21 protein-coding genes are annotated in these 25752 nt (G+C 70.8%); 13 read left to right on the plus strand and 8 right to left on the minus strand.

Going from position 1 to position 25752, the window contains the following annotated elements; genetic code table 11:
- Positions 1-17 precede the first annotated feature (17 nt).
- Positions 18-440 (minus strand): secondary thiamine-phosphate synthase enzyme YjbQ, encoded by a 423-nt coding sequence (locus IE107_RS17075; RefSeq protein WP_189544627.1) that lies wholly within the window; start codon positions 438-440, stop codon positions 18-20.
- Between the two features lie 139 nt (positions 441-579).
- On the opposite strand from IE107_RS17075, the gene IE107_RS17080 reads away from it, so the two are divergent.
- Entirely contained in the window at positions 580-1701 is a 1122-nt protein-coding gene (locus IE107_RS17080) for an NAD(P)-binding domain-containing protein (protein ID WP_189544720.1), read from the plus strand.
- Positions 1702-1713: 12 nt separating this feature from the next.
- On the opposite strand, the gene mltG is transcribed toward IE107_RS17080, so the two are convergent.
- A complete protein-coding gene (gene mltG / locus IE107_RS17085; RefSeq protein WP_189544628.1) occupies positions 1714-2562 on the minus strand; it encodes an endolytic transglycosylase MltG in 849 nt (282 codons plus the stop codon).
- Positions 2563-2943: 381 nt separating this feature from the next.
- A complete protein-coding gene (locus tag IE107_RS17090; protein WP_189544629.1) occupies positions 2944-4749 on the minus strand; it encodes an ABC transporter ATP-binding protein in 1806 nt (601 codons plus the stop codon).
- 139 nt (positions 4750-4888) lie between these two features.
- Here IE107_RS17090 and IE107_RS17095 point away from each other — a divergent pair, with 139 nt between their 5' ends.
- The 5 genes from IE107_RS17095 (at position 4889) to IE107_RS17115 (ending at position 13842) form a co-directional block, all read left to right on the plus strand.
- Entirely contained in the window at positions 4889-5332 is a 444-nt protein-coding gene (locus IE107_RS17095) for a MarR family winged helix-turn-helix transcriptional regulator (protein ID WP_189544630.1), read from the plus strand.
- Positions 5333-5417: 85 nt separating this feature from the next.
- Positions 5418-8369, plus strand: coding sequence for an FAD-binding and (Fe-S)-binding domain-containing protein (locus IE107_RS17100; protein WP_189544631.1), 2952 nt, complete (start codon positions 5418-5420; stop codon positions 8367-8369).
- Between the two features lie 215 nt (positions 8370-8584).
- Positions 8585-10033 carry a Gfo/Idh/MocA family protein gene (locus IE107_RS17105; protein WP_189544632.1) on the plus strand — a complete coding sequence of 483 codons (1449 nt, stop codon included), beginning with the start codon at positions 8585-8587 and terminating at the stop codon, positions 10031-10033.
- Between the two features lie 192 nt (positions 10034-10225).
- Entirely contained in the window at positions 10226-12064 is a 1839-nt protein-coding gene (locus IE107_RS17110) for an ABC transporter transmembrane domain-containing protein (RefSeq protein WP_189544633.1), read from the plus strand.
- Positions 12061-13842: an ABC transporter ATP-binding protein gene (locus IE107_RS17115; protein WP_189544634.1), complete on the plus strand. Its 1782-nt coding sequence runs from the start codon at positions 12061-12063 to the stop codon at positions 13840-13842. The genes IE107_RS17110 and IE107_RS17115 overlap by 4 nt, the downstream gene beginning before the upstream one ends.
- 52 nt (positions 13843-13894) lie before the next feature.
- Here IE107_RS17115 and IE107_RS17120 read toward each other — a convergent pair whose 3' ends face one another.
- Positions 13895-14686, minus strand: a complete 792-nt coding sequence (locus IE107_RS17120; protein WP_189544635.1) for a metal-dependent hydrolase — start codon at positions 14684-14686, stop codon at positions 13895-13897.
- Between the two features lie 138 nt (positions 14687-14824).
- Between IE107_RS17120 and IE107_RS17125 the strand changes: the two genes are divergently transcribed.
- Both IE107_RS17125 and IE107_RS17130 read left to right on the plus strand, forming a co-directional pair.
- Positions 14825-17338, plus strand: coding sequence for a DEAD/DEAH box helicase (locus tag IE107_RS17125; protein ID WP_189544636.1), 2514 nt, complete (start codon positions 14825-14827; stop codon positions 17336-17338).
- Between the two features lie 49 nt (positions 17339-17387).
- Entirely contained in the window at positions 17388-18260 is an 873-nt protein-coding gene (locus tag IE107_RS17130; protein ID WP_189544637.1) for an acyl-CoA thioesterase, read from the plus strand.
- 13 nt (positions 18261-18273) lie between these two features.
- Here the strand turns inward: IE107_RS17130 and IE107_RS17135 are convergent, their stop codons facing one another.
- The gene (locus IE107_RS17135) at positions 18274-18525 is read right to left on the minus strand and encodes a DUF6011 domain-containing protein (RefSeq protein ID WP_189544638.1); all 252 of its coding nucleotides are present in this window, start codon (positions 18523-18525) and stop codon (positions 18274-18276) included.
- An 88-nt stretch (positions 18526-18613) separates the two neighbouring features.
- Here IE107_RS17135 and IE107_RS17140 point away from each other — a divergent pair, with 88 nt between their 5' ends.
- Complete coding sequence (locus IE107_RS17140; RefSeq protein ID WP_229867009.1) at positions 18614-19324, plus strand: hypothetical protein; 711 nt, start codon at positions 18614-18616, stop codon at positions 19322-19324.
- A 36-nt stretch (positions 19325-19360) separates the two neighbouring features.
- Here IE107_RS17140 and IE107_RS17145 read toward each other — a convergent pair whose 3' ends face one another.
- Both IE107_RS17145 and IE107_RS17150 read right to left on the minus strand, forming a co-directional pair.
- Positions 19361-19657 (minus strand): SHOCT domain-containing protein, encoded by a 297-nt coding sequence (locus IE107_RS17145; protein WP_189544639.1) that lies wholly within the window; start codon positions 19655-19657, stop codon positions 19361-19363.
- Between the two features lie 79 nt (positions 19658-19736).
- Positions 19737-20186 (minus strand): DUF6325 family protein, encoded by a 450-nt coding sequence (locus IE107_RS17150; protein WP_189544640.1) that lies wholly within the window; start codon positions 20184-20186, stop codon positions 19737-19739.
- Positions 20187-20448: 262 nt separating this feature from the next.
- Between IE107_RS17150 and IE107_RS17155 the strand changes: the two genes are divergently transcribed.
- From IE107_RS17155 to IE107_RS17165, 3 genes are all read left to right on the plus strand, one after another.
- Positions 20449-22218: a cation:proton antiporter gene (locus tag IE107_RS17155; RefSeq protein WP_189544641.1), complete on the plus strand. Its 1770-nt coding sequence runs from the start codon at positions 20449-20451 to the stop codon at positions 22216-22218.
- Positions 22219-22550: 332 nt separating this feature from the next.
- A complete protein-coding gene (locus IE107_RS17160) occupies positions 22551-23504 on the plus strand; it encodes a DUF389 domain-containing protein (RefSeq protein ID WP_189544642.1) in 954 nt (317 codons plus the stop codon).
- 161 nt (positions 23505-23665) lie between these two features.
- Positions 23666-25006 (plus strand): chloride channel protein, encoded by a 1341-nt coding sequence (locus IE107_RS17165; RefSeq protein ID WP_229867010.1) that lies wholly within the window; start codon positions 23666-23668, stop codon positions 25004-25006.
- Positions 25007-25015: 9 nt separating this feature from the next.
- On the opposite strand, the gene IE107_RS17170 is transcribed toward IE107_RS17165, so the two are convergent.
- Positions 25016-25453, minus strand: a complete 438-nt coding sequence (locus IE107_RS17170) for a DUF7144 family membrane protein (RefSeq protein WP_189544643.1) — start codon at positions 25451-25453, stop codon at positions 25016-25018.
- Positions 25454-25492: 39 nt separating this feature from the next.
- Here IE107_RS17170 and IE107_RS17175 point away from each other — a divergent pair, with 39 nt between their 5' ends.
- Entirely contained in the window at positions 25493-25744 is a 252-nt protein-coding gene (locus IE107_RS17175) for a cupin domain-containing protein (protein WP_189544644.1), read from the plus strand.
- The last annotated feature ends 8 nt before the right edge of the window (positions 25745-25752 follow it).

Genomic DNA, 25752 nt, shown 5'->3' on the forward strand with positions numbered 1-25752 from the left:
AGCGCTGGCTCCCAGCGCTACCCGAGGAACGACACCCGCACCTGACGGTTCGGGTTGTCCTTGTTGGTGTCGACCAGGCATACCGACTGCCACGTCCCCAGCTCCAGCCGCCCCCCGATCACCGGAAGCGTCGCGTGCGGCGGGACCAGTGCGGGCAGTACGTGGTCGCGGCCGTGGCCGGGGCTGCCGTGGCGATGTTGCCAGCGGCCGTCGGCGGGCAGCAGGGTGTGGAGGGTGGCCAGGAGGTCGTCGTCGCTGCCGGAACCGGTCTCCAGGACGGCGATGCCCGCGGTCGCGTGCGGCACGAAAATGTTGAGGAGACCATCCCTGGAGGCGGCGTTCCGGCTGAGGAACTGTTCGCAGTCGGCCGTCAGATCGGTGACGGTCTCCGTCGTTCCGGTCGTGATGTGCAGAACGGTGGTGGCGAAGGCTTGAGGCATGCGTCCATCTTCTCGCTTGTACGGCGAGATCACTCGTCCACTTGCCGAGATCGTGCGCGTGGCCGCGGCGAGTCTCCCCCTGTCCCCGGACTGCGTCCACCAGGGGAAGATCCTCGCCCCCACCACAGTTGATAGAAGCGTGAACAACTTTGGAGTGGCCGCAGCACGCAAGGTCGATGTCGTCGTGATCGGCGCCGGACAGGCCGGACTGTCCGGCGCCTACCATCTGCGCCGCGCCGGCCTGGAGCCGGACCGTGACTTCGTCGTGCTGGACCATGCCCCGCGCCCCGGCGGCGCCTGGCAGTTCCGCTGGCCCTCGCTGACGTACGGCAAGGTCCACGGTATGCACGCCCTGCCCGGCATGGAGCTCACCGGAGCGGACGACGACCGGCCCTCCTCCGAGGTGATCGGTGAGTACTTCGCCGCGTACGAGCGCACCTTCGACCTGCGGGTCCACCGCCCCGTCGAGGTGAGCGCGGTCCGCGAGGGCGCCGACGGGCGGCTGCTCGTCGAGACCTCCGAGGGTGCGTACGCCACCCGAGCCCTGATCAACGCCACCGGCACCTGGGACCGGCCGTTCTGGCCGCGCTACCCGGGTCAGGAGAGCTTCCGGGGGCGGCAGCTGCACACCGCCGACTACCCGGGTCCGGCCGAATTCGCCGGACAGCGCGTGGTGGTGGTCGGCGGCGGCGCCTCCGGTACGCAGCATCTGATGGAGATCGCCGAGGTGGCGGCCGAGACGTACTGGGTGACACGACGGCCGCCGGTCTTCCGGGACGGCCCCTTCGACGCCGACCGGGGACGGGCCGCTGTGGCGCTGGTGGAGGATCGGGTGCGGCGCGGGCTGCCGCCGCAGAGTGTGGTGAGCGTGACCGGGCTGCCCCTCACAGAAGCGGTGCGGCACGCCCGCGAGACGGGGGTGCTGGACCGGCTGCCCATGTTCGACCGGATCACACCCGACGGGGTCGCCTGGGACGACGGCCGGACGGTCGTGGCGGACGTCATCCTCTGGGCCACCGGATTCCGGGCCGCCATCGATCATCTCGCGCCCCTGAAGCTGCGCGAGCCGGGTGGCGGCATCCGGGTCGAGGGCACGCGGGCGGTACGGGACTCGCGCATCCATCTCGTCGGGTACGGGCCTTCCGCGAGCACGATCGGCGCCAACCGGGCGGGGCGGGCCGCGGTGCGCGCGATCGGCCTGCTGTTGGACGGGCAGGACGCGGTGGAGGCCGATGAGGCACTCGCGCCCGCGGTGGGGTGACGGCGCGGGCGCTCAGCCGCCGGAGGCGCTGCGGTGGTTGCGGTTGAACTCCGCCACGTTCTTCTGGTGTTCCGTGTAGCTGCTGGTGAAGCGGGTGTCCCCCGGCGAGACGGTGACGAAGTACAGCCACGCTCCGGAAGTGGGGTTGATCGCCGCCGCCATCGCCTGCTCCCCCGGGTTCCCGATGGGTGTGGGCGGCAGCCCCTTGCGCTCATAGCTGTTGTACGGGCTGTCGATCTTCGTGTCACCCGTGGTGGTGTGCAGGGTGCTGCGGCTCAGCGCGTAGTTGAGCGTGGAGTCCATCTGCAACGGCATGCCCCGGGCCAGCCGGTTGTGGACGACTCTGGCGACCTTGCCCATGTCGGCCGCGGTGTCCGCCTCCGCCTGCACGATGCTCGCGATCGTCACCGTGTCGTAGACCGAGGCGCCGTTGCGCCGTGCTCCCTCGGCGATGTGTTCCGCACCGAATCGTCGGACTGCCGTGTCGACCATGTATCTCAGCAGGCCCTGCGGGGTCGTACCGGAGGTGACGGGGTACGTCGCCGGGAAGAGGTAGCCCTCGGGGTTGCCCTTCGCCGCGGCCGGGAGCGGCAGGTCCGCCGTACCGGCGGCCTTCCCGGTCGTGCCGGCGTCGACCGCGAGAACCTTGTCGACCGCCGCGTACACCTGGGACGCGCGCCGGCCCTCGGGAATCACGAGCGAGCGGGCCCGCTCGACCTTCGGCCCCCTCGTCAGCAGCGGCACGAGCACCGCAGCCGCCACGACCAGGACCAGCAGGATGCCGATGAACAGCACCAGACGGCCACGCCGGGTCGGGCGGAGGGTGCGACGGGGCGGGGTGTCCGGGGACTCGTTCACCATGCGGGGCACGCTATCTCGCCGTCCGGAACGACGGCCCGGACGACACGGGCCGCGCATTCGCCGGATGGAACGCACGAACAAGGGATCGGATGTTCGCTCGAACGCGTGGTCGTTCCGCTATTCGTTGCTCAACTCCCCTGCGGCACTGGATGATTACAGGGCGCAAGCGACGGGCTGCAGACCGCGATTGCGCTGTCCCACATATGCAACACGTACAAGGAGAAACACCGAATGAACGTCATCACCAACCTGCTCGCCGGCATCCTCCACTTCGTGGGTTGGCTCGTCTGACCATTGCTCCGCCCGGCGCCGTCGCTCCCCGTCCCACGGGGGCGGCGGCGTCGCCGCGTGTGCGGCCCGATGGCCCGCCCGGTCCGTCGATCAGCTTGTCGCGGGGGCCAGTTGGGTGTCCCGTCGGACCAGCGCGGCATAGCGGCCGTCCTGCTGGAGCAGTTCCTCGTGTCTGCCCCGCTCGGCGATCCGGCCGCCGTCCAGGACGACGATCTGGTCGGCATCGCGGACGGTGGAGAGCCGGTGCGCGATGGTGATGGTCGTACGCCCCTCGGAGAGCGCGTCGATCGCTTCCTGCACGGCGAATTCGGTACGGGTGTCGAGGGCGCTCGTCGCCTCGTCGAGCACCAGGACGGGCGGGTCACGCAGAATCGTGCGGGCGATCGCCAGACGCTGCTTCTCGCCACCGGAGAAGCGGTAGCCGCGCTCACCGACCAGGGTGTCGTAGCCGTCGGGCAGGGAGGCGATGTGGTCGTGGATCTGCGCCGCGCGGGCCGCCGCCTCGATCTCGGCATCGGTCGCGTCCGGTTTGGCGAAGCGCAGGTTGTCGGCGACCGAGGCGTGGAAGAGGTAGGTCTCCTGTGAGACCACGCCCACGGCTCTCGCCAGGGTGTCGAAATCCAGATCGCGTACGTCGACTCCGTCGAGCGTGACCCGGCCGCCGGTGACGTCGTAGAGCCGGGGCACCAGATAGCTGAGCGTGGACTTGCCGGACCCGGTCGGGCCGACGACCGCCAGGCTGCCGCCGGCCGGGACAGCCACATCGATACCGCTGAGGGTCGGACCGCTCTTCTCGTCGTAGCTGAAATCGACGTCCTCGAAGCGGATCTCGCCGCGGACCGTCTCCAGCCGGACCGGATTCTCGGGCTCGGTGATGTCCACGTCGAGGTCGAGGTACTCGAAGATCCGCTGGAAGAGCGCGAGGGACGTCTGCATGTCCACCCCGGTGGAGAGCAGGCTCACGGCAGGCCGGAAGAGCCCCTGCTGGAGCGAGACGAAGGCGACGAGAGTGCCTATGGAGACGGCGGGTCCGCCGGACTGCAGGGCGAGGCCGGCCGCCCAGTAGATGACGGCGGGCATGGCGGCCATGACGATGCCGATCGTGGACATCCGCCACCGCCCGGCCATGCTGGCGCGCACTTCGAGGTCGACGAGCTTCTCGGACTCCTCGGCGAAGCCCTTGGTGAGGGAGTCGGCGCGGCCCATCGTCCGGCCGAGCAGGATGCCGCTGACGGAGAGCGACTCGGTGACCGTGGCCGCCATGGCGGCCATCTGCTTCTGGCGGCGGGTGGTGATCTTCTTGCGCTCGCGGCCGACGCGCCGGCTGATCCAGACGAAGACCGGCAGCAGCAGGAGCGAGACCAGGGTGAGCCGCCAGTCGAGCGCCAGCATGGCGACGACCGTGGCGACGACCGCGGTGAGATTGGAGACCAGTGACGTCGCGGTGGAGGTGACGGTCGCCTGCATGCCGCCGATGTCGTTGGCGATGCGGGACTGGACCTCGCCGGTGCGGGTCCGGGTGAAGAAGGCGAGCGGCATCCGCTGCAACTGGGCGTAGACGGCGGTGCGCAGGTCGTGCATGACCCGCTGGCCGACCGTGGTGGAGATAAGCGTCTGCAGGACGCCGAAGACGCTGTTCGTCACGGCGGTGAGGATCATCCCGAGGGCGAGCAGCGACAGCAGCCCCGTACGCCCCTGGGGGATGGCCGTGTCCAGGATCTCGCGTAGCAGGAAGGGCGAGGCGACCGACACCAGCGACGAGGCGCCGACGAGCAGTCCGACCAGCGCGAGCCGGCCTCGGTAGGGACGGAAGAGGCGCAGGATGCGGCGCACCTCGGCGGGCGGACGGCTCGCGTCCTTCGGCGGGGGTGTCCAGTTGATTCCGTCGGGCTTCATGGGCTCCTTCGTCAGGCGTGCGGCAGCTGCGACTCGAGCAGGGCCGGGCAGGGTGTCGAGCACGAGCGAGCGGACTTTCGAGAGCTTAGCTCATTGTTACCTATGCTCACAATGAACGGGGTCCTGATATTGTTCCCCCATGGACTCCTCCGATGCCGACGGCGTGCTCGCCGAGCAGCTGCTGCGGGTGACCCGCAGGCTCCAGCGGATCCAGAGCCGCCAGCTGGAGCCGATGGGTATAACTCCCGCGCAGTTCCGGCTGCTCCGCACGGTCGCGCATTACGACGGCCCGCCCCGGATGGCCGATCTCGCGCAGCGCCTGGACGTCGTTCCGCGCGCCGTGACCACCCTGGTCGACGGCCTGGAGGCGAGCGGACGGGTGCGTCGCGCCCCCGATCCGGACAGCCGCCGGGTGGTGCGCATCGAGATCACCGAAGAGGGCTTCGCCACCCTCCGGTCGCTGCGCGACGCGCGCCGCGCCGCCGCGGAGGAAATCCTGGCCCCACTGACCGCCGATCAGCGCGAGGTGCTCGGCGGGCTGCTGTCCGCTCTGGTCAACGGAATGCCGGAGCGCCGCTGTTAGAACACCGCACGGACACGCCCGCACCCGCCGGGTGACGCGCGTCCGCCGCCGTGGTACCGAACCGAACCGCCGAGGAGACCTCGACATGCCACTGCTGGAGCCGAAGCCGGAAGCACTCCGCCCCGAAGCGGTGCGGCCGCCGTCCGTGGACCGGGTCCCCGACCGGCAGGCTCCGGGCACGCCCGAACCGCTGCGCGGCGACCTGATCGCCCTGCTCGGCCCGGAGAAGGTGCTGTGGAAGGTCTCCGACCTGGTGAAGTACGCCTCCGACGCCAGCCCCTACCGCTTCGTCCCCCAGATCGTCGTGGTCCCGCAGAGCATCGACGACATCTCGGCGGTCCTGTCGTACGCGCACGGAAAGGGCCGTGAGGTCGTCTTCCGGGCAGCCGGCACCAGTCTGAACGGCCAGGCCCAGGGCGAGGACATCCTGGTCGACGTCCGCCACCACTGGGCGGGCATCGAGATCCTGGACGACGGCGCACAGGCCCGCATCCGGCCGGGTACGACGGTCGTGCGGGCCAACGCCGCCCTCGCCCGGCACGGCCGACTGCTGGGCCCCGACCCGGCCAGTGCCATCGCCTGCACGATCGGCGGAGTCGTCGCCAACAACGCCTCGGGGATGACGGCCGGCACGACCCGCAATTCGTACCGCACGGTCTCCTCCCTCACCTTCGTGCTGCCGAGCGGCACCGTCGTCGACACGGCCGACCCGGCGGCGGACGAGGACCTCGCCCGAGCCGAGCCGCGACTGTGCGAGGGGCTGCTGGCCGTCAAGGCGGAGATCGAGGCGGACGCCGGGCTCACCGCCCGGATCCGCGCCAAGTACGAGATCAAGAACACCAACGGCTACCGCCTCGACGCCTTCCTGGACGGCTCGACACCCGTCCAGATCCTGCGCGGTCTGATGGTCGGCTCCGAGGGCACCTTCGGCTTCATCTCCGAAGTCGTCTTCGACACGCTGCCGCTGGACCGCCGGATCTCTACGGCGCTGCTCTTCTTCCCGTCCCTGACCGCGGCGGCGGCCGCCGTGCCCCGCTTCAACGAGGCGGGGGCGATCGCCGTCGAGCTGATGGACGGCAATACGCTGCGCGCCTCGGTGAGTGTCCAGGGCGTGCCCGCGGACTGGGCCGAGCTGCCCAAGGAGACCGCGGCGCTGCTGGTGGAGTTCCGGGCCCCGGACGAGCACGGCCAGGAGGCGTACGAGCAGGCGGCGGCCGCCGTCGTCCAGGAGCTCGACCTGGTCGCGCCCGTCCCCTCGGTGACCAACGCGTTCACCCGCGACGCCAAGGCCATCTCCGGCTACTGGAAAGCCCGCAAGGCATTCGTCACCGCGGTCGGCGGCTCCCGCCCCTCGGGTACGACGCTGATCACGGAGGACTTCGCGGTGCCGCCCTCCCGGCTGGCCGAAGCCTGCGAGGCCCTGCTCTCGCTCCAGGCGGAACACGGCTTCGACGCCGCTGTGGCAGGCCACGCGGCACACGGCAACCTCCACTTCCTGCTCGCCTTCGACGCGGCGAAGCCGTCCGACGTCGACCGCTACGCCGCGTTCATGGACGACTTCTGCCGACTGACGGTGGAGCGTTTCGACGGCTCTCTGAAGGCCGAGCACGCCACCGGCCGCAATATCGCCCCGTTCCTGGAGCTGGAGTGGGGCCCCAGGGCCACGGAGCTGATGTGGCGCACCAAGCAGATCATCGACCCCGACGGCGTCCTGGCCCCCCGGATCGTCCTCGACCGCGACCCGAAGGCCCATCTGCGCGGGCTGAAGACCATTCCCGAGGTCGAGGCGGTCGCCGACCCCTGCATCGAGTGCGGTTTCTGCGAACCCACCTGCCCCAGCCACGACCTGACCACGTCCCCGCGCCAGCGGATCGTGCTGCGCCGGGAGATGATGCGGCAGCCGGGCGGTTCCCCGGTGGAGACGCAACTGCTCGACGCCTACGGCTATGACGCCGTCGACACCTGTGCGGGCGACTCGACGTGCAAGCTCGCCTGCCCGGTGGGCATCGACACCGGCGCGATGATGAAGGACTTCCGCCACCGGCGGCACTCGCCGCGCGAGGAGCGGATCGCGGCGCTCACCGCGAAGAACTTCAAGGCGGTGGAGGCGGCGGCGCGGCTCGCGGTGGCCGCGGCCGACCGGATCGGCGACCGGCTGGGCGACGGGCCGCTGGAGACCATCACCGCTCTCGCCCGCAAGGCCGTGCGTCCCGATCTGGTGCCCGAGTGGCTGCCGGAGATCCCCGGTGCCGCCGCCCGTAAGCTGCCCCGCACCTCCCGTGTCGGGGCGAACGCGGTCTACTACCCGGCGTGTGTGAACCGCATCTTCGGCGGCCCCGAGGGCCACCGCGGTCCGTCGCTGCCGCAGGCCGTCGTCGCTGTCTCCGCCCGCGCCGGGAAACCGGTATGGATCCCGGACGATGTCGCGGGGACCTGCTGCGCGACGATCTGGCACTCCAAGGGCTACGACGAGGGCAACACCGTGATGGCCAACCGCATCGTGGAAGCGGCCTGGGGCTGGACGGCCGGCGGAAAGCTCCCGCTGGTCGTGGACGCCTCGTCATGCACCCTCGGCATCGCCCACGAGGTGGTGCCCTATCTCACCGACGACAACCGGGAGTTGCACCGGGATCTGACCATCGTCGACTCCCTGGTCTGGGCGGCCGACGAGCTGCTTCCGGAGCTGACGATCCTCCGGAGGACCGGTTCGGCTGTCCTGCATCCGACGTGCTCCATGCAGCATCTGGACGATGTGCAGCAGTTGCGTTCGGTCGCGGAGGCCTGCGCCGAGGAGGTCGTGATCCCCGACGACGCCGGCTGCTGCGCCTTCGCGGGCGACCGGGGCATGCTGCACAAGGAGTTGACGGCCTCGGCGACGGCGAAGGAGGCCGCCGAGGTGAACGGGCGCGAGTACGACGCGTATCTCTCGGCCAACCGCATGTGTGAGATCGGCATGGACCGGGCCACGGGCCACTCGTACTACTCGGTGCTCATGGAATTGGAGCGGGCCACCCGGCCGGGGGCTGTTGTGCGCTGATCACCCGGGGCCGGCCGGTCCCGTAGCCGCCCTGGATCGCCGGGCGGGCTCGACACCTTCGAGCCCGCCCGGCGTTTTCGCGCAGACACGAAAGTCCATGGTTTGGGAACAGGAGTCCAATCCCTCCCCTTGCGCAACAGCAGACCCAACTACGAAGGTCCTTACCGAGGTTCATTCACCAGCCGCGCACGTCAGACCCCCTTCACGGAGGATCGATGAACGACGCAGCACAGCAGAACGACGGTACACAGGGCGGCGACGAGGGCTCCATGAGCCGCCGCTCGGTCCTCTGGACGACCGCCGGGGTGGCCGGCGCCGGGCTCGGGCTCGGCGCCCTCGGCGGCTCCACCGCGGCCGCCACCGGCCGGGCCCCGGAGGCCGCCGCAGCGGACCCGGCACAGGTTCCGAAGCGCCAGGGCCGGACCATGGTGGGGGTTCCCTTCGACCGGCGCTCCACCGTACGGGTCGGCATCGTCGGCCTCGGCAACCGCGGCGGCAGCATGATCGATCTCTTCCTCGCCGTCAGCGGCGTACAAGTGGTCGCCGTCTGCGACCCGGTCAAGGCGAAGGCGCAACGGGCCGCCGCGAAGGTGACCGCCGCGGGCCAGCCGGCACCCGCCGTCTACACCAACGGTGAGGACGACTACGAGAACCTCTGCAAGCGCGGAGACATCGACTTCGTCTATGTGGCGACGCCCTGGGACTTCCACTTCCAGATGGCGAAGACCGCCATGCTGAACGGCAAGCATGTCGGTGTGGAGTGCCCGATCGCTCTCCAGCTCGACCAGCTCTGGGAACTGGTCGATCTGTCCGAGCGCACCAGACGCCACTGCATGCAGCTGGAGAACTGCTGCTACGGGCAGAACGAGATGCGTGTGCTGCGCATGGCACACGCGGGTCTCTTCGGTGATCTGCTGCACGGCGCGGGCGCGTACAACCACGACCTGCGGGGCCTGATGTTCGACCCGGACTACTACGAAGGCCCTTGGCGCAGGCTCTGGCACACCAGGCTGCGGGGCGATCTCTACCCCAACCACGGGTTCGGCCCGGTCGCCAACTACATGGACATCAACCGCGGCGACCGCGCGGTGAGCATCACCAGTGTCGGGTCCCCGTCCCTCGGGCTCGCCGAGTACCGCGAGAAGAACATGCCGGCCGGCGACCCGAGCTGGAAGGAGACCTATATCGAGTCCGACCGGACGATCAGTCTCGTCCAGACCGCCAAGGGACGGGTCATCCGGCTGGAGCACGATGTGTCCACCCCGCATCCGTACTCACGGATCAACAGCCTCGGCGGCACGAAGGGCGTCTTCGAGGACTACCCCGCCCGCATCTACATCGAGCCCGACCACACCAACGACAGCTGGGGCGACTTCTCCAAGTACCAGGACTGGGACCACTGGCTGTGGAAAGAACACGCCAATCCGCCCGGCGGCCACGGCGGCATGGACTACATGCTGGTGTTCCGGCTGATGCAGTGCATGCGGCTCGGCCTCGTCCCCGACTTCGACGTGTACGACGCGGCGACCTGGACGTCCCCCGTTCCGCTCAGCCACCTGTCCATCCGGGCGAAGGGCGCGCCGCAGCAGATCCCGGACTTCACCCGCGGTGAGTGGAAGAAGGCCCGCTCCGGCATGGACTCGGAGAACCCCGAGAAGGCCTGAGCCGGCGGGCGGGCCGGGCCGGGCCCCGCGGGGCCCGGCCCGGCCCTGCGCATCGCGGCCCTGGCGCGATACGGCCGTTCCCGGAGAAAACCAATTGCTCGGACCGACGTCCCGGGGCGAACCTGGCACGGTTTGGATCATTCACCTCGATCCACTCACCGAACCACCAGTCACACCGAACCATGGGACGTCATGCAGATTCGCGATCTTCCCTACCCGGATCCCGGCGATCCCGATGTCCGGTCAGGGCCACGCTTCCTGCTCTGGCTCGGTCGCAATCAGCTCAGGGGCCAGCTCAAGTCCATGGGCTGGGGACTACTGCACCAGTGCTCCATCGCCGGGCTGCCGCCCGCCGTCGGTCTGGCCGTTCAGGCGGTCGTCGACCGCTCCGGCAGCCGGCTCGCGTGGTCGGGCGGGCTGATCGCGGTCCTGGGAGTGCTGATCTCGCTGGGCGACACCATGCTCCACCGGACGGCCGTCACCAACTGGATCACCGCCGCCGCCCGGGTCCAGCAGTTGCTGGCCCGTAAGACCGCGGAGCTCGGCTCGGCGCTGACCCGTCGGGTCGCGGCGGGCGAAGTGGTCGCGGTGTCCACCGGCGACGTCGAGAAGATCGGATGGTTCGTCGAGGCCCTCTCCCGCTTCGCCGCGGCGGCCGCCGCCCTGGTCCTGATCTGTGCGGGGCTCCTCCTCTATCTGCCGTCGCTGGGCATCCTGGTGACGGTCTCCGTGCCGTTGCTGGCCCTCGCCGTGCTGCCGCTGCTCCCCCGGGCCACCCGGCGCGCGGACCTCCAGCGGGAGAAGGCCGGCAAGGCCACGGAACTGGCCTCGGACACCGTGGCCGGGCTGCGGGTGCTGCGCGGGATCGGCGGCGAGGAGCTGTTCCTCGGCCGCTACCGGCGTGCCTCCCAGGAGGTCCGCGAGGCGGCTGTGCACAGCGCGCGGATGTGGTCGCTGATCTCGGCGGTCCAGGTGCTGCTGCCGGGCCTGCTGCTCATCTCGCTGGTCGTGTACGGGGCGATGCTGGCTCGGGACGGCCGGATCGGGGTCGGTCAGCTGGTCACGGTGTACAGCGCGGCGACGCTGCTGCTGTTCCCGCTGCGCCACTTCGAGGAGATCGCGATGGCGTACTCCTTCTCGCGGCCGTCCGCCCAGCGAGCGGTCCGGGTGCTGTCGTTGCACCGGGCGGCCCGGCCGTCGACCGTCGACGCCGCGCCGACCGGCGATCTGTACGACCCGGTCACCGGTCTGATGGCTCCGGCCGGGCTGTTCACCGCGGTGGTCTGCGGCAACCCGGACGAGGCGGGACGGCTGGCCGAGCGGCTCGGCGGACACGCGCAGCCGGGCGCCGGAGCCGGCCCGGATTCGGCGGAGGGCGCCGCGGAGCGCGAGGCCCCGTCGGTACTGCTGGGTGGTGTCCCGCTGGACGAACTCCCGCTGGACTCCGCCCGGACCGCCGTGCTGGTCCAGGACAAGGAGCCCGTTCTGCTCTCCGGCACGCTGGGCGAGCTGCTGGACGTTCCGTCGTCCGGCCGGGTGACCGCCGAGGATGCGCTGACGGCCGCGCAGTGCGGCGATGTGCTGGACTCCCTGGCACAGGCGTCGCTCGCCACGGACGGCGACCCGATGACGACCCGGATCACCGAGCGCGGCCGGTCGCTCTCGGGCGGCCAGCGCCAACGGCTCGCGCTGGCGCGCTCCTTGGTGACCGACCCGGAGGCGCTGGTGCTCGACGAGCCGACGTCCGCCGTCGACTCGCACACGGAGGCCCGGGTCGCCGCCGGGATCAAGACACTGCGCCAGGGCCGTACCACCGTGGCGTTCGCCTCCTCACCTCTGCTGCTCGACCTCGCGGACCGGGTGGTGCTGGTGCACCGGGGCACCGTCGTCGCGGTCGGCGGGCACCGCGACCTGCTCCGCACGGAGCCCCGCTACCGGGCCGTCGTGACACGCGAGACGGACGAGGAGATCGCGGCCCCTGCCCCCGGGTGCGCGACCGCAACGATCGAGGAAATCGAGGAACGGGCATGATCGGCGTCGCAGTACCGGCGTACGACCCGGCCGCGCCGGAGTCGGCGACGACCCTGCCGGTCGGCACCCCCACCACCGTACGGAGCTACGTACGGGAGCTGCTGCGGCGCCATCGCGGGCGGTTCGCCGTGCTCGTCGTGTTCAACGCCGTCGCGGTGATCGCGTCGATCGTCGGCCCGTATCTGCTGGGCGGGCTGGTCGAGGACCTCTCGGACGGTGTGCGGGACCTCCATCTGGAGCGCACCGCCGGGGTGTTCGCGCTCGCGCTGGTCGTGCAGACCGTGTTCACGCGGCTGATGCGCCTGCGCAGCGCGATGCTCGGCGAGGAGATGCTGGCCGACCTGCGCGAGGACTTCCTCGTACGGTCGGTCGGGCTGCCGCCGGGGGTGCTGGAGCGGGCCGGTACCGGAGACCTGCTCTCCAGGATCACCACGGACATCGACCGGCTGGCCAATGCGATGCGCGAGGCCGTGCCGCAGCTGGCGATCGGCGTGGTGTGGGCGGGGCTGCTGCTCGCCGCCCTCACCGTGACGGCTCCGCCGCTGGCGCTCTCGGTGCTGCTGGCGCTGCCCGTGCTGATCATCGGCTGCCGCTGGTACTTCAAGCGGGCGCCGTCCGCGTACCGTTCGGAGGCCGCGGGATACGCCGCGGTCGCCGCGATGCTGGCGGAGACCGTGGACGCCGGACGGACCGTGGAGGCGCACCGCCTCGGTGCGCGCCGGGTGGCGCTGTCGGACACGCGTATCGCTCAGTGGACCGCATGGGAGCGCTACACACTCTTCCTGCGCTCCGTGCTCTTCCCCGTCATCAACGTCACCTATGTGACGATTCTGGGCGCGGTGCTGATGCTCGGCGGCTGGTTCGTCATCGAGGGCTGGCTGACCGTTGGGCAGCTGACGACGGGTGCGCTGCTGGCGCAGATGATGGTCGACCCGATCGGCCTGATCCTGCGCTGGTACGACGAGCTCCAGGTCGCCCAGGTGTCGCTGGCCCGGCTGGTCGGCGTACGGGACATCGAACCGGACGCGGGTGACGCGGAGGTCGTCCCGGACGGCCGGGACGTACGGGCCGACGAGGTGCGCTTCGGTTACCGCGCCGGACTCGACGTCCTGCACCGGGTGTCGCTGGACGTGGCACCGGGTACGCGCCTCGCGCTGGTCGGCCCGTCCGGCGCCGGCAAGTCCACGCTGGGCCGGCTGCTGGCCGGGATCTACGCCCCGCGCACCGGCGAAGTGACCCTCGGTGGCGCCGAGTTGTCCCGGATGAAGGCGGAGGACGTACGTACGCATGTGGCGCTGGTCAACCAGGAGCACCATGTGTTCGTCGGCTCGCTGCGGGACAACCTCCTGCTGGCCCGTACGGGCGCCGAGGACGCCGAGCTGTGGGCGTCGCTGGCGGCCGTCGACGCGGACGGGTGGGCGAGGAATCTGGCGGAGGGGCTGGACACCGAGGTCGGCTCCGGCGGTCTGGCGCTGACTCCGGCCCAGGCCCAGCAGATCGCCCTGGCCCGGCTGGTCCTGGCCGATCCGCACACGCTGGTGCTCGACGAGGCGACTTCGCTGCTGGACCCGCGGGCCGCCCGCCATCTGGAGCGCTCACTGGCCCGGGTGCTGGACGGCCGTACGGTCGTGGCGATCGCACACCGGCTGCACACCGCGCACGACGCCGATGTGATCGCGGTGGTGGAGGGCGGCCGGATCAGCGAGCTGGGTGGTCATGACGAGCTGGTGGCGGCGGACGGCGCGTATGCGGCGCTGTGGCGGTCCTGGCACGGCTGAGCGGTCCGCCTGCGGCCCCCTGGTGCACCCGGGGGCCGCGGGCGGTGCGCCGTCAGATGAAGTTCAGCGCGGCCGCCCCGCCCACTCCCCCGAGCACCATGAACGCCGGCATCAGCACCTTCAGCTCCACCCAGCTCCCGGCCCGGAACCGCATGGCCTTCGGCGGGCCGATCGGGTACCAGCGCTTGCGGCCGATCGGGATGGGCCACAGGATCGGGCAGCCGGAGACGGTCAGCGCGTCGCCGATGTCGTGGACGAGGGCGCCGAGCACTATCGGCAGCCCGAGCCACAGGTACTCCTGGCCGGGGGCGGTGAACAGCCAGTCCGAGCCGTTGCCCGGTTCGTCCAGGACGCCGGCCAGTATCCAGGCGCTGGTCGCACCGAGCAGCCAGACCAGGACGTCGCTGGACATCCGGGCGGCCCGCCACAGCAGCCCTTCGACGGCGAGCACCAGATGGACGAAGAGGATCGCCAGGACCGCCCACCGCCCGCCGGTGATCGCCGCGGCGGAGGCCCCGGCGCCGATCAGGACGGCCCAGAGCCAGGTGTGCGTCAGCGTCCGGTGGCCGCCGTTGCGGTGCGAGTCGCCACGCATCTTGGTCGCCTTGTAGACGGCGTGCGAGAGCTTGTCGACGATCTCGCAGAGCCCCCGGGACACCGGCCCGAAGGCACGCGAGATGGTCGCGGACTTGTGGTCGAGGTCCGGGGCCAGCGCCGCTCCGGCGGTGATCAGCGCCCCGACCACGAGGACGGGCCACGGCATCGCGTGGCCGGCGGCCGCCGCCGCCGCGCCCACCCCCAGCCAGGCCGCCGCCCCTGACAGAGAGTGTGCCGGTCCCATCATGATTCTTCCCGCCCCCAGAGTCGTATCGCGGCCATTGCCGCCCAGGCACGGCCGAGTTGAGTGGGAAGCGTATCGTCCGTGATCTTCATACGGTCGTCCGGTTCCCTCATCCGGGCGGAAGGCAGGCAAGATGGGGACGTGACCCTTATCGATCAGCTGCCCCCGACCGACGACCCCGACGCCCTCTTCGAGGCTTTCTCGTCATGGACCGAGACGCGGGGCATCACCCTCTACCCGGCCCAGGAGGAGGCGCTGATCGAGGTGGTGTCGGGCGCGAACGTGATCCTTTCCACGCCGACCGGCTCCGGAAAGAGCCTGGTCGCGGCAGGTGCGCACTTCACCGCCCTGGCCCAGGACAAGGTCACCTTCTACACCGCGCCGATCAAGGCACTGGTCTCGGAGAAGTTCTTCGACCTGTGCAAGCTGTTCGGTACGGAGAACGTCGGCATGCTCACCGGCGACGCCTCGGTCAACGCCGACGCCCCGGTGATCTGCTGCACGGCCGAGGTCCTGGCCTCCATCGCACTGCGTGACGGCAAGTACGCCGACATCGGCCAGGTCGTCATGGACGAGTTCCATTTCTACGCCGAGCCGGACCGCGGCTGGGCCTGGCAGATCCCGCTGCTGGAGCTGCCGCAGGCGCAGTTCGTCCTGATGTCGGCCACGCTCGGTGACGTCCGGATGTTCGAGGAGGACCTGACCCGCCGCACCGGCCGCCCCACCTCCGTGATCCGCTCGGCGACCCGTCCGGTGCCGCTCAGCTACGAGTACCGGCTGACCCCGATCACCGAGACCCTCACCGAACTCCTGGACACCAGGCAGTCGCCCGTCTACATCGTGCACTTCACCCAGGCCGCGGCCGTCGAGCGGGCGCAGTCGCTGATGAGCATCAACATGTGCACCAAGGAGGAGAAGGAGAAGATCGCCGATCTGATCGGCAACTTCCGCTTCACCACCAAATTCGGCCAGAACCTCTCCCGCTATGTGCGGCACGGCATCGGGGTCCATCACGCGGGCATGCTGCCGAAGTACCGGCGCCTGGTGGAGAAGCTCGCCCAGGCCGGTCTCCTGAAGGTGATCTGCGGTACGGACACCCTCGGCGTCGGCGTCAACGTCCCCATCCGCACGGTGCTGTTCACGGCGCTCACCAAGTACGACGGCACCCGTGTCCGTACGCTGCGCGCCCGGGAGTTCCACCAGATCGCCGGCCGTGCGGGCCGGGCCGGTTTCGACACGGCGGGCTTCGTCGTGGCGCAGGCGCCCGAGCACGTCATCGAGAACGAGAAGGCCGTCCGGAAGGCGGGCGACGACCCGAAGAAGAAGCGCAAGGTGGTCCGCAAGAAGGCCCCCGAAGGCTTCGTCGCCTGGTCGGAGACCACCTTCGACAAGCTGATCCAGTCCGACCCGGAGCCCCTGACCTCCCGCTTCCGGGTCACCCACACCATGCTGCTGTCCGTGATCGCACGTCCCGGCAATGCCTTCGAGGCGATGCGGCGTCTGCTGGAGGACAACCACGAGCCGCGCCGGGCGCAGCTGCGGCACATCCGCCGGGCCATCGCGATCTACCGCTCGCTGCTGGACGGCGGTGTCGTGGAGCAGCTCGACGAGCCGGACGCGGAGGGCCGGATCGTCCGGCTCACCGTCGATCTCCAGCAGGACTTCGCACTCAACCAGCCGCTGTCCACCTTCGCACTGGCCGCGTTCGACCTGCTGGACCCGGACTCCCCCTCGTACGCGCTGGACATGGTCTCCGTCGTCGAGTCGACGCTCGACGACCCGCGGCAGATCCTCGCCGCGCAGCAGAACAAGGCGCGCGGCGAGGCCGTCGGGCAGATGAAGGCGGACGGTGTCGAGTACGAGGAGCGGATGGAGCTGCTCCAGGAGGTCACGTACCCGAAGCCGCTGAGCGAGCTGCTGTGGCACGCGTACGACGTGTACCGCAGGAGCCACCCGTGGGTGGGCGACCACCCGGTCTCGCCGAAGTCCGTGATCCGGGACATGTACGAACGCGCCATGACGTTCACGGAGTTCACCTCGAACTACGAGCTGGCCCGCACCGAAGGCATCGTGCTGCGCTATCTCGCCAGTGCCTACAAGGCGCTGGAGCACACCATCCCGGACGACCTCAAGTCCGAGGACCTGGAGGACCTGATCGCCTGGCTGGGCGAGATGGTCCGCCAGGTGGACTCCAGTCTCCTGGACGAGTGGGAGCAGCTGGCCAACCCGGAGGTGGAGACCGCCGAGCAGGCGCAGGAGCGGGCCGACGAGGTGAAGCCGGTCACGGCCAACGCCCGCGCCTTCCGGGTGCTGGTGCGCAACGCGATGTTCCGCCGGGTGGAGCTGGCCGCGCTGGACAAGGTCGGTGAGCTCGGTGAGCTGGACGGCGACGCGGGCTGGGACGAGGACGCGTGGGGCGAGGCGATGGACGCTTACTGGGACGAGTACGACGACCTGGGCACCGGTCCGGACGCCCGCGGCCCGAAGCTGCTGAAGATCGACGAGGACGCGGCGCACGGTCTGTGGCGGGTCCGGCAGACCTTCGCCGATCCGAACGGCGACCACGACTGGGGCATCAGCGCGGAGATCGATCTGGCGGCTTCCGACGAGGAGGGCCGGGCCGTCGTCCGCGTGACCTCCGTCGGTCAGCTGTGAGGGTGTACGCCGCGGGGGCGGCGCCGCTGCGAGAGTGGAGACGAACGGCATGACGAATCCCGCCGAGCGCCTGGTCGATCTGCTCGACCTGGAGCGGATCGAGGTCAACATCTTCCGTGGGCGCAGCCCGCAGGAGTCCTTGCAACGGGTCTTCGGCGGGCAGGTCGCCGGGCAGGCGCTGGTCGCGGCCGGCCGGACCACCGACGGGGACCGGCCGGTCCACTCGCTGCACGCGTACTTCCTGCGGCCGGGGCGCCCGGGTGTGCCGATCGTGTACGAGGTGGAGCGCGTCCGCGACGGCCGGTCGTTCACCACGCGCCGGGTCACGGCCGTCCAGCAGGGCCGGACGATCTTCAATCTGACGGCGTCCTTCCACCGGCCGGAGGAGGCGGGCTTCGAGCACCAGCTGCCGCCGGCCCGGGAGGTCCCGGATCCCGAGGAGCTGCCGACCGTCGCCGAGGAGGTCCGTGAGCACCTCGGAGTTCTGCCGGACGCTCTTGAGCGCATGGCTCGTCGGCAGCCGTTCGACATCAGATACGTCGATCGGCTGCGCTGGACGAAGGAGGAGGTCGGGGGCGCCGACCCGCGCAGCGCGGTGTGGATGCGGGCGGTCGGCCCGCTGGGCGACGACCCCTTGGTGCACACCTGCGCGCTGACGTACGCCAGCGACATGACGCTGCTCGACGCGGTCCGTATCCCGGTGGAGCCGCTGTGGGGGCCGCGCGGCTTCGACATGGCGTCGCTGGACCACGCGATGTGGTTCCACCGGCCGTTCCGGGCCGACGAGTGGTTCCTGTACGACCAGGAGTCGCCGGTCGCCACCGGGGGGCGGGGGCTGGCCCGTGGCCGGATCTACGACCGCGGCGGCAATCTGCTGGTGTCGGTGGTGCAGGAGGGACTGTTCCGCCGGCTCGGCGCATAGCCCGCTGTCCCGGTCAGATGCCGGGCAGCGGGTCCTGCTCCACCTCGTGGCGTCGGGTGCGGATGTCCGGCGGCGCAGGGTGGAGTTTCGCGTCGCAGGCGGGGCCGAGGCCGGTGCGGCGTGACTCCGTACCGGTGAGCGGGCGGCCGCACATGCGGCAGCGCACCACTGTTCGGCGGGCGGTGCGGCCGGCCGGGTCGTCCTCGGGCGAGGGCTCGGTGCCGGTTCCGGGGAACGGCTCGGGGAGGGGCTCGGCGGATTCCACGGATCGATCTTCTCAGGACGCCCGTCCACTGTGCGACGTCCGAGCAGCACACAGACATCCGAGCAACACACAACGGAGGAGTTCACCGGTGAGCAGCGTGCTGACGTTGAAGCGGGCGCCCGAGCCCGAGAGGAACGGCACGGCGGAGGGCCAGGCCACGGCTCCGGGGGCACCCGCGCCCGTCGGCCATGTCATCGAGTTCACCGACGGGCCCGGCGGCGAGTCACGGGTGGTCGCCCATGTGGAGCGCGAACTGCCGGAGGGCGGGGTACCCGCGTATCTCGCGGCCCGCAAGACGGGTGCGCGTTCCTTCGTCCTGTGGGCCGACCCCGAGCGCCGGGCCCGGCTGGCCACCCTGGTCACCGCGTCCGCGGCCGACGGCGTCGCCACGTACCGGGTGCTGGGCGCGCAGGGCGAGCACATCGGCACGCTCGTCCGTGAGAAGGCCCTCTCCGGCAAAGGCCTGCGGACCCGCTGGACGGTCGCCCAGGCCGGCTGCCCGGAGGCGGTCGGATTCAAGGGCCGGATCTTCTGGTGGTACGTGTGGTGGCTGCTGCTGCCCATCCAGGTGGCGATCGGCGTGGGCAGTGTCCTGAGCGGCAGCGGTGATGCGGCGCGCGGGCCGCGGCGCATCATTTGGCGGGCCGGCCGGGAGGCTCCGCTTGAGTTCCTCTCGGACGGCGACGAGATCCATGTCCACGCGTCGTGGGTCGACTGGCGGCTCGCCGCCGCGCTGGGCGCGCTGATCCGCACGTTCGACAGCTGGATGGGCACGCCGTGGGACGACAAACGGAAGTGAGCCGGGTGCGCGGGGCCGGTCGCACCGCCGGGCCGGTCAGGTGGCGAGGATCCTGGCCTTCTGGGCCTCGAACTCGCTCTCGCTCAGCACTCCCTGGCTCCTGAGGTCGCCGAGGTCCTTGAGCTGGGCGATCTTGTTGCTCATCTCGTCCTCCGGCGCGAGGGAGGTGGGCGCGGCGGGCGGGGGCGCCCCGGCGGCCTGCTGGGCCTGCGCCTGCTCGGCGTCCTGCCGCGCCCAGCGGCCCGCCTGCCGCCGGGAGACCCGGTTGGAGACCGAGGTGGCGGTTCCGGCGATCACCGCTGTACGGGCGACGCCACGAAGAAGGCCTGGCATGGTGCATCTCCTTTGACTGACTCTGCTGCGGGGACGGCCCGCGGTCCGCTGCGCGGTACGGCCGGCCCGGAACGGCGGCTCAGGCCCTGGACCCGGCCTCGGCCGCGTCGAGCGACGCCAGGATCTCCTGGACCGGGATGCGCCCGTTGGCGATGAGGCGTCCCCCGGAGCGGCGCAGGGCGGCCGCGAGCGGTCCGGCCCACACGTTCTCGTAGATGACGATCCCGGCGGCGCTGCCGGGTTCGAGGATCGCGCTCACCTCGTCGATGTCTTCCCTGCCGAGCAGACCGGAGGACACCCCTTCGAAGACGGCGAGGTCTTCGTGGCCGTCGGCGGTCAGCTCGGAGAGTTCCACGCCCGCGACCGTTCCGTCCTGGCCCTTCCTGACGAAGACCAGGTCCAGGATCCGGATGATTCCCCGGTCGACCAGGTCGACCAGCAGGGGCAGTCCCTCGCCCGTCATCCGGCTTCCCGGGAACTCGATCACCAGGTAGTCGATCGGCCCCGTCTCGTCGGTCTCGCTGCTCACACCGGCTCCTCAGAATGTCGACTGCCCCGCGGTCGGCGGGGGCCTGTGTCTCCGTCATTGGAGCAGTGGGCGGGCCGGAGCGCATCTCGGCCGGGCAGTGGGCGGACGTGGCACCGATTACGCCGTCGGGGGGACAGCGGGTCCCTCCAACGGCCCAGTGGTGCGAGCCGAGCCCCGCCCGTGTCCGGCCGCCACGGATCGTTGTCGCGCGCGGACGGCCTGCCGGGTCCGGATGCCGCAACGTACAGGGGGAGGGATGGAAATGACGTCCGGTCAAGTAATGGTGGGCGTGGGCCTGATCGTGGTTCTGGCGGTCGGCTCCCAGCTGCTGGCGAGCCGGCTGCGGGTGCCCGCGCTGCTGATCCTGCTGCCGGTCGGCTTCGCCGCCGGGGCGCTGACGGACACTGTGAACCCCGAGAAGCTGCTGGGCGAGGCGTTCTCCCCACTGGTCTCCCTCGCGGTGGCGGTGATCCTGTACGAGGCCGGGCTCGGCCTGGAGATCGGGCGGCTGCGGGGCCATACGCGGCGCGTCGTGATCAGGCTGATCTGGCTGGGGGCGCTCATCACCTGGCTGTCCGCCACACTGTTCGCCGTACCGGTGCTGAGCATGTCCAAGAGCGCGGCCGTGATGCTGGGCGCGATCCTCGTCGTGTCCGGACCGACGGTCGTCGGGCCGCTGCTCAATTTCGTACGGCCCTCCGAGCGGCTGCAACGCATCCTGATCTGGGAGGGCTCCCTGATCGACCCGGTCGGCGGCATCCTGGGGGCGCTCGTCCTCCATGCCGTGGTCGCCGGTGAACGCAAGGGGATCGGGAGCCAGTTGGAGCAGTTCTCGGCCAGCGTCGCGGTGGGTGCGGTGGGCGGCGTGGTCGGGGCCGGTGTGCTGTGGCTGCTGATGCGTCGCGCCCGGCTGAGCGAGGAGCTGGCCACATCGGCGCAGATCGCCGCGGTGATCGGGATCGCGGCCGCCTGTGACGCGATCCGCGAGGACACCGGGCTCATCTCCGCCGTCGTGATGGGAATGGCCATGGCGAATCTGCCGGGCCTGGACCTCCCGGCCCGGCGGCCGTTCCTCGACACACTGGTCTCGCTGATCATCGGTCTGCTGTTCGTCTCGATCTCGGCCACGGTCACCCCGGCCTCGCTGCGACATGTGGTGCTGCCCTCGCTCGCGCTGGTCGCCCTGCTGGTCCTGCTGGTCCGCCCGCTCGTGGCGCTGGTGTCGACCGCCGGGACCGATGTCCGTGGCGGCGAGAGGTGGTTCATCGGATGGATGGCCCCGCGCGGCATCGTCGCCGCGGCGACCGCCTCCACTTTCTCGGCGACTCTGGTGGCGCGGGGCGTCGACGGCGCCGAACGGATCCTGCCCGCGACGTTCGTGGCGATCGTCACCACCGTCACGCTGTACGGCCTGACGGCGTTTCCGGTCGCCCGGTGGCTCGGGGTGCTGCGCCCGTCCCGGTCGCGGCCGCTGCTGGTGGGCGGCGCGCCCTGGGCGGTCGATCTGGGGCGCGCGCTGAGCTCGGCGGGGCTGGACGTGCTGATGTGGGCGGGCGCCGAACGTCAGCGCGCCCGGATCGAGGAGGCCGGGCTGCCGCTGGCAGCGGGCGAACTGCTCGCGGCGGCCTCCGGTGCCGGGGCGGAGCTGGAGGGCATCACCGGTGTGCTGCTGCTCACCGAGGAGGACGACTTCAACGCATTGGCCGCCATGACGCTGCGGGAGAGCGTCGAGGGCGCGGTCCACCGGCTCGCCCCGGGCTCCGGCAGCCAGGGCGTGGTGGCGCCGTACACCGGGGGCGAGCCGCTCTTCCGGGCCGGCCTGACCTGGCCGGAGCTGGCCCGCCGGTACGGTGCCGGGGCCCGGATCTGCACGCGGCGGGCCGACGAAACCATCCCGGCCGGGCACGATGTGCTGTTCCTCGTACGCGCGGACGGGCAGCTCGCCCCGGTCACCCACACGCACACCCCGGATGTCCGGCCGGGCGACACCGCCGTCCTCCTCGGTCCCCCGTCCCGGTCGCCGTCACTCTGAAGCACCGCCAGTCGCTTTCCCGCGCGCGTTCCCCTCCAGGGTCCGGGCCGCTGTGACGAGCGAAAGAAAGACGGTGAACCCTGTGTCCGGGTCCCCCGCCGACCCGTGTTCGGCCATGGGCGGGCATCGGTCCATGGCATCCACTCCCGGAGGGGGGTTCTCCGGGGTCCGCTGTCCGCCCGGCACCCCGTGATCGCCCGTTCGGGCCGCCCCGGCGACGTGCGGCCCGAATTGCCCGCCCTCGCGCCCCCGGCGTTACTGGAGAAGAGGCCGCCCGTGCACGTTCCGGTTGCGGCCGGCGGCGCCGGTGCGGGACTTCGTGGAGGTTCAGGATGGACATGATCCATGTCCGAGCGGTGAGCCCGCCGGACCTGACCGACCGGGTGGTGGACCGGCTGGCCGATGACCCGTGTGTGCTGAATCTGATCGTGCAGCCGGGCGCGGCACGCAATCCGGACGGCGACGGCATCGCGTGCGACGTGCTGACCGGAGCCGCCAATGAACTGCTGCGCAGCCTGCGTGCCCTGCAGCTGGACCGGCGCGGCACCATCGTCATCGAGCCGGTGGACATCGTCTTCTCCGGCCGGGCGGCCGAGACCGGGGCCGAGCAGCTCGGACCGCTGGCCCGCGCGCCCGTGTGGGAGCAGGTGGAGGCCCGCATCCGCGCCGAGGGGAGGTATCCCCCGAGCTTCTACCTGTATCTGGTCATCGCGGGGCTCATCGGTTCGGTGGGGATCGTCACCAACTCCCAGATCCTGATCGTCGCGGCGATGGTCGTCGGCCCCGAGTACGGTGCCATCGTCAGCGTCGCGCTGGGCATCGACCGGGGCGACCGGCAGCGGATCCGGCAGGGCCTGGTCGCGCTGTCCTCGGGCTTCCTGCTGACGATTCTCGCCACCTTCCTCTTCAGTCTTCTGATCCGTGGATTCGGCCTCCAGTCGCCGGCGTTCGACGCGGGGCTGCGGCCGGTCTCGCACCTGATCAACACCCCCAACTTCTTCTCGGTCGCCGTGGCGACGCTGGCCGGAATCGTCGGCATCGTGTCCCTGACCGAAGCCAGGACGAGCGCCCTGCTGGGCGTCTTCATCTCGGTCACGACCATCCCGGCCGCCGCCGACCTCAGCGTCTCCACCGCGTTCACCAGCTGGCCCGAGGCCTGGGGTTCGCTCGTCCAACTGCTGGTCAACATCGCGGTGCTGATCGTGGTGGGCACTGCTTCACTCAAGTGTCAGCGGGCCATCTGGCGGCGGGTCGGCCTCCGCCACGACCGTGGGGGCCGCCGGTAACGGCCCGCCCGCGCGCTGGTCCGAGGGAATGGCCGTACGGGGAATCACCACACCCGCACAGCGGGTACATCGTGACCGAATCCAGACATTGTGCTATCTCCTTGTGGACGCTTGCGGGACAGCGCGTTCCAGACGGTTGCGACGCCGAGGAGACAACGATCGTGTCGACCGAGCCCGCCGCAGCACCCGCGGCGGCAGTGAACCCCTTCGCACTGATCCGTACCCGCGGTTACGCCGCGCTCCTCGTGATGGCGGCGGCTCTCGGAGTCCCGGTCTCGGCGGTGGCCTTCGGATTCCTCGCGCTCGTCCATGCCCTCCAGTCGCTCACGTACCACGATCTGCCCCGGGCACTCGGTTTCGCGGGTACGCCGTCCTGGTGGCCTGTGCCGCTGCTCGCCGTCGCGGGCCTGCTGGTCGGGCTGACCGTCCGCCACCTGCCGGGGAAGGGCGGTCACCGGCCCGCCGACGGGATGGTGAGCGCCAGGGCGCCGTCGGCGGTGGAACTGCCCGGCGTCGTGCTGGCGGCACTCGCCTCGCTGGGCCTCGGGGCGGTGCTCGGGCCCGAGGCGCCGCTCATCGCGCTCGGCGGCGGACTGGCCGTGTTCGCGGCGCGCCTGGTCAGGCCCGGTATCAAGCCCGGCACGAGTGCCGTGATGGGGGCAGCGGGAAGCTTCGCCGCCATCAGCGCACTGCTGGGGTCGCCGCTCCTGGGGGCCTTTCTCCTGATGGAAACCTCTGGGCTGGCCGGGATGACGCTCGGGATGGTCCTGCTCCCGGGGCTGCTGGCGTCCGGCGTCGGCGCGCTCATCTTCACCGGACTCGGCTCGTGGACCGGGCTCGGTACGTACTCCCTGGCACTCCACCATGTGCCCCGGGCCACGGTGCCCGACCTCGCGCACTTCGGCTGGGCGCTCGTCGTGGGCCTGGCCGCGGCCTTCGTCGGCACGGGCATTCAGCGGTTCGCCCTGTCCCTCCAGGCGCGGGTGGAGCGGCGGACGGTGCCGGCCACGGCGGCGATGGGCCTGGTCGTCGGCGTGGCAGCCCTGGTGTACACGGAGAGCACCGGGCGGGACGCGTCCGGGGTGCTGTACTCCGGGCAGAACGCCCTGGACCCGCTGCTGTCCCGGAGCGCCGGATACTCGGTGGCCACGCTTCTGGTGCTGCTCGCCTGCAAGGCGGTGGCGTACTGCGCGTCCTTGAGCGCCTTCCGGGGAGGCCCGGTCTTCCCGGCGATGTTCGTGGGAGCAGCGGGCGGTATCGCCCTGTCCCATCTCCCGGGACTGAACCTCACGTCGGGCTTCGCGATGGGTATCGGCGCCATGTGCGTGGCGATGCTCAAGCTCCCGATGACGTCGGTGCTGCTGGCCACACTGCTGCTGGGGTCCGAGGGCCTCACCGTCATGCCGCTCGTGATCGTCTCGGTGGTGGTCGCCTACGTCGTCACGCTCCGGCTCGCCCCGTCGCCCGCCGCCAACGGGCCGGATCGAGGAGGACGGGCCTGAGCCAGGATGTCAGACCTTCGCCTCCGGCTGCGGATTCGCGCACAGCGCCCAGATGATGAAGACGTTGATGGCGATGAGCACGACGGACCAGAGCGGATAGTAGGGCAGCCAGAGGAAGTTGGCCAGCGCACCCAGACCCGCGAGCACGATGCCCACCACACGGGCCCATGCGGCTCCGGTGAGCAGCGCGCAACCGGAGAGAACGATGACGATGCCGAGAATGAGGTGGATCCAGCCCCAGCCGGTGAGGTTGAAGCGGAACACATAGTCGCGCGTGGCGATGAACACGCTGCTCTTGGTGATGGCGGCGATCCCCTCGAAGATCGCCATCGCTCCACCGAAGATCATCAGCACCGCCGCGAAGGCGGTCCAGCCGATCCGGAAGGGGTGGTTCGCGCTCGGGGCGGCGCTGGGCGCCACGCTCGGTCCGTTGGCGGTACTGGCCATTGCGGTCTCCTCGGGTAGCAGAGCAACCCCGTGGGCCGAATGACCACCGGGGCCTCCCCGACCCAGCGTGTCACGTCGGCGCCGGGTCGGCAGAACGACCGTTTCCGAGGCCGCCGCCATGACACGACCCGTCTGCAGCTCCTGGAGGGGACGGTCGAGATCACCGTCGACGGCACGGTACACACGGTGCGCGACGGCGACTGCCTTCGCTTCCGGCCGCGCGGCCCCTCGCACTTCCACTGCCCGGGGCCGGAGCAGGTCCGCCATGCCCTGTGGATCGTTCTGCCGTGACGGCCGCG

The sequence above is a fragment of the Streptomyces gelaticus genome (assembly GCF_014649535.1).
Classification (GTDB): domain Bacteria; phylum Actinomycetota; class Actinomycetes; order Streptomycetales; family Streptomycetaceae; genus Streptomyces; species Streptomyces gelaticus.

What these genes read in the sequence shown, in the direction of transcription:
- IE107_RS17095 (WP_189544630.1), top strand. Translation starts at nt 4,889, where the DNA reads ATGGACTCCTCCGATGCCGACGGCGTGCTCGCCGAGCAGCTGCTGCGG.
- IE107_RS17170 (WP_189544643.1), bottom strand. Translation starts at nt 25,453, where the DNA reads ATGGCCAGTACCGCCAACGGACCGAGCGTGGCGCCCAGCGCCGCCCCG.
- IE107_RS17090 (WP_189544629.1), bottom strand. Translation starts at nt 4,749, where the DNA reads ATGAAGCCCGACGGAATCAACTGGACACCCCCGCCGAAGGACGCGAGC.
- IE107_RS17115 (WP_189544634.1), top strand. Translation starts at nt 12,061, where the DNA reads ATGATCGGCGTCGCAGTACCGGCGTACGACCCGGCCGCGCCGGAGTCG.
- IE107_RS17110 (WP_189544633.1), top strand. Translation starts at nt 10,226, where the DNA reads ATGCAGATTCGCGATCTTCCCTACCCGGATCCCGGCGATCCCGATGTC.
- IE107_RS17130 (WP_189544637.1), top strand. Translation starts at nt 17,388, where the DNA reads ATGACGAATCCCGCCGAGCGCCTGGTCGATCTGCTCGACCTGGAGCGG.
- IE107_RS17155 (WP_189544641.1), top strand. Translation starts at nt 20,449, where the DNA reads ATGACGTCCGGTCAAGTAATGGTGGGCGTGGGCCTGATCGTGGTTCTG.
- IE107_RS17100 (WP_189544631.1), top strand. Translation starts at nt 5,418, where the DNA reads ATGCCACTGCTGGAGCCGAAGCCGGAAGCACTCCGCCCCGAAGCGGTG.
- IE107_RS17175 (WP_189544644.1), top strand. Translation starts at nt 25,493, where the DNA reads ATGACCACCGGGGCCTCCCCGACCCAGCGTGTCACGTCGGCGCCGGGT.
- IE107_RS17160 (WP_189544642.1), top strand. Translation starts at nt 22,551, where the DNA reads ATGGACATGATCCATGTCCGAGCGGTGAGCCCGCCGGACCTGACCGAC.
- IE107_RS17145 (WP_189544639.1), bottom strand. Translation starts at nt 19,657, where the DNA reads ATGCCAGGCCTTCTTCGTGGCGTCGCCCGTACAGCGGTGATCGCCGGA.
- IE107_RS17075 (WP_189544627.1), bottom strand. Translation starts at nt 440, where the DNA reads ATGCCTCAAGCCTTCGCCACCACCGTTCTGCACATCACGACCGGAACG.
- IE107_RS17105 (WP_189544632.1), top strand. Translation starts at nt 8,585, where the DNA reads ATGAACGACGCAGCACAGCAGAACGACGGTACACAGGGCGGCGACGAG.
- mltG (WP_189544628.1), bottom strand. Translation starts at nt 2,562, where the DNA reads ATGGTGAACGAGTCCCCGGACACCCCGCCCCGTCGCACCCTCCGCCCG.
- IE107_RS17120 (WP_189544635.1), bottom strand. Translation starts at nt 14,686, where the DNA reads ATGATGGGACCGGCACACTCTCTGTCAGGGGCGGCGGCCTGGCTGGGG.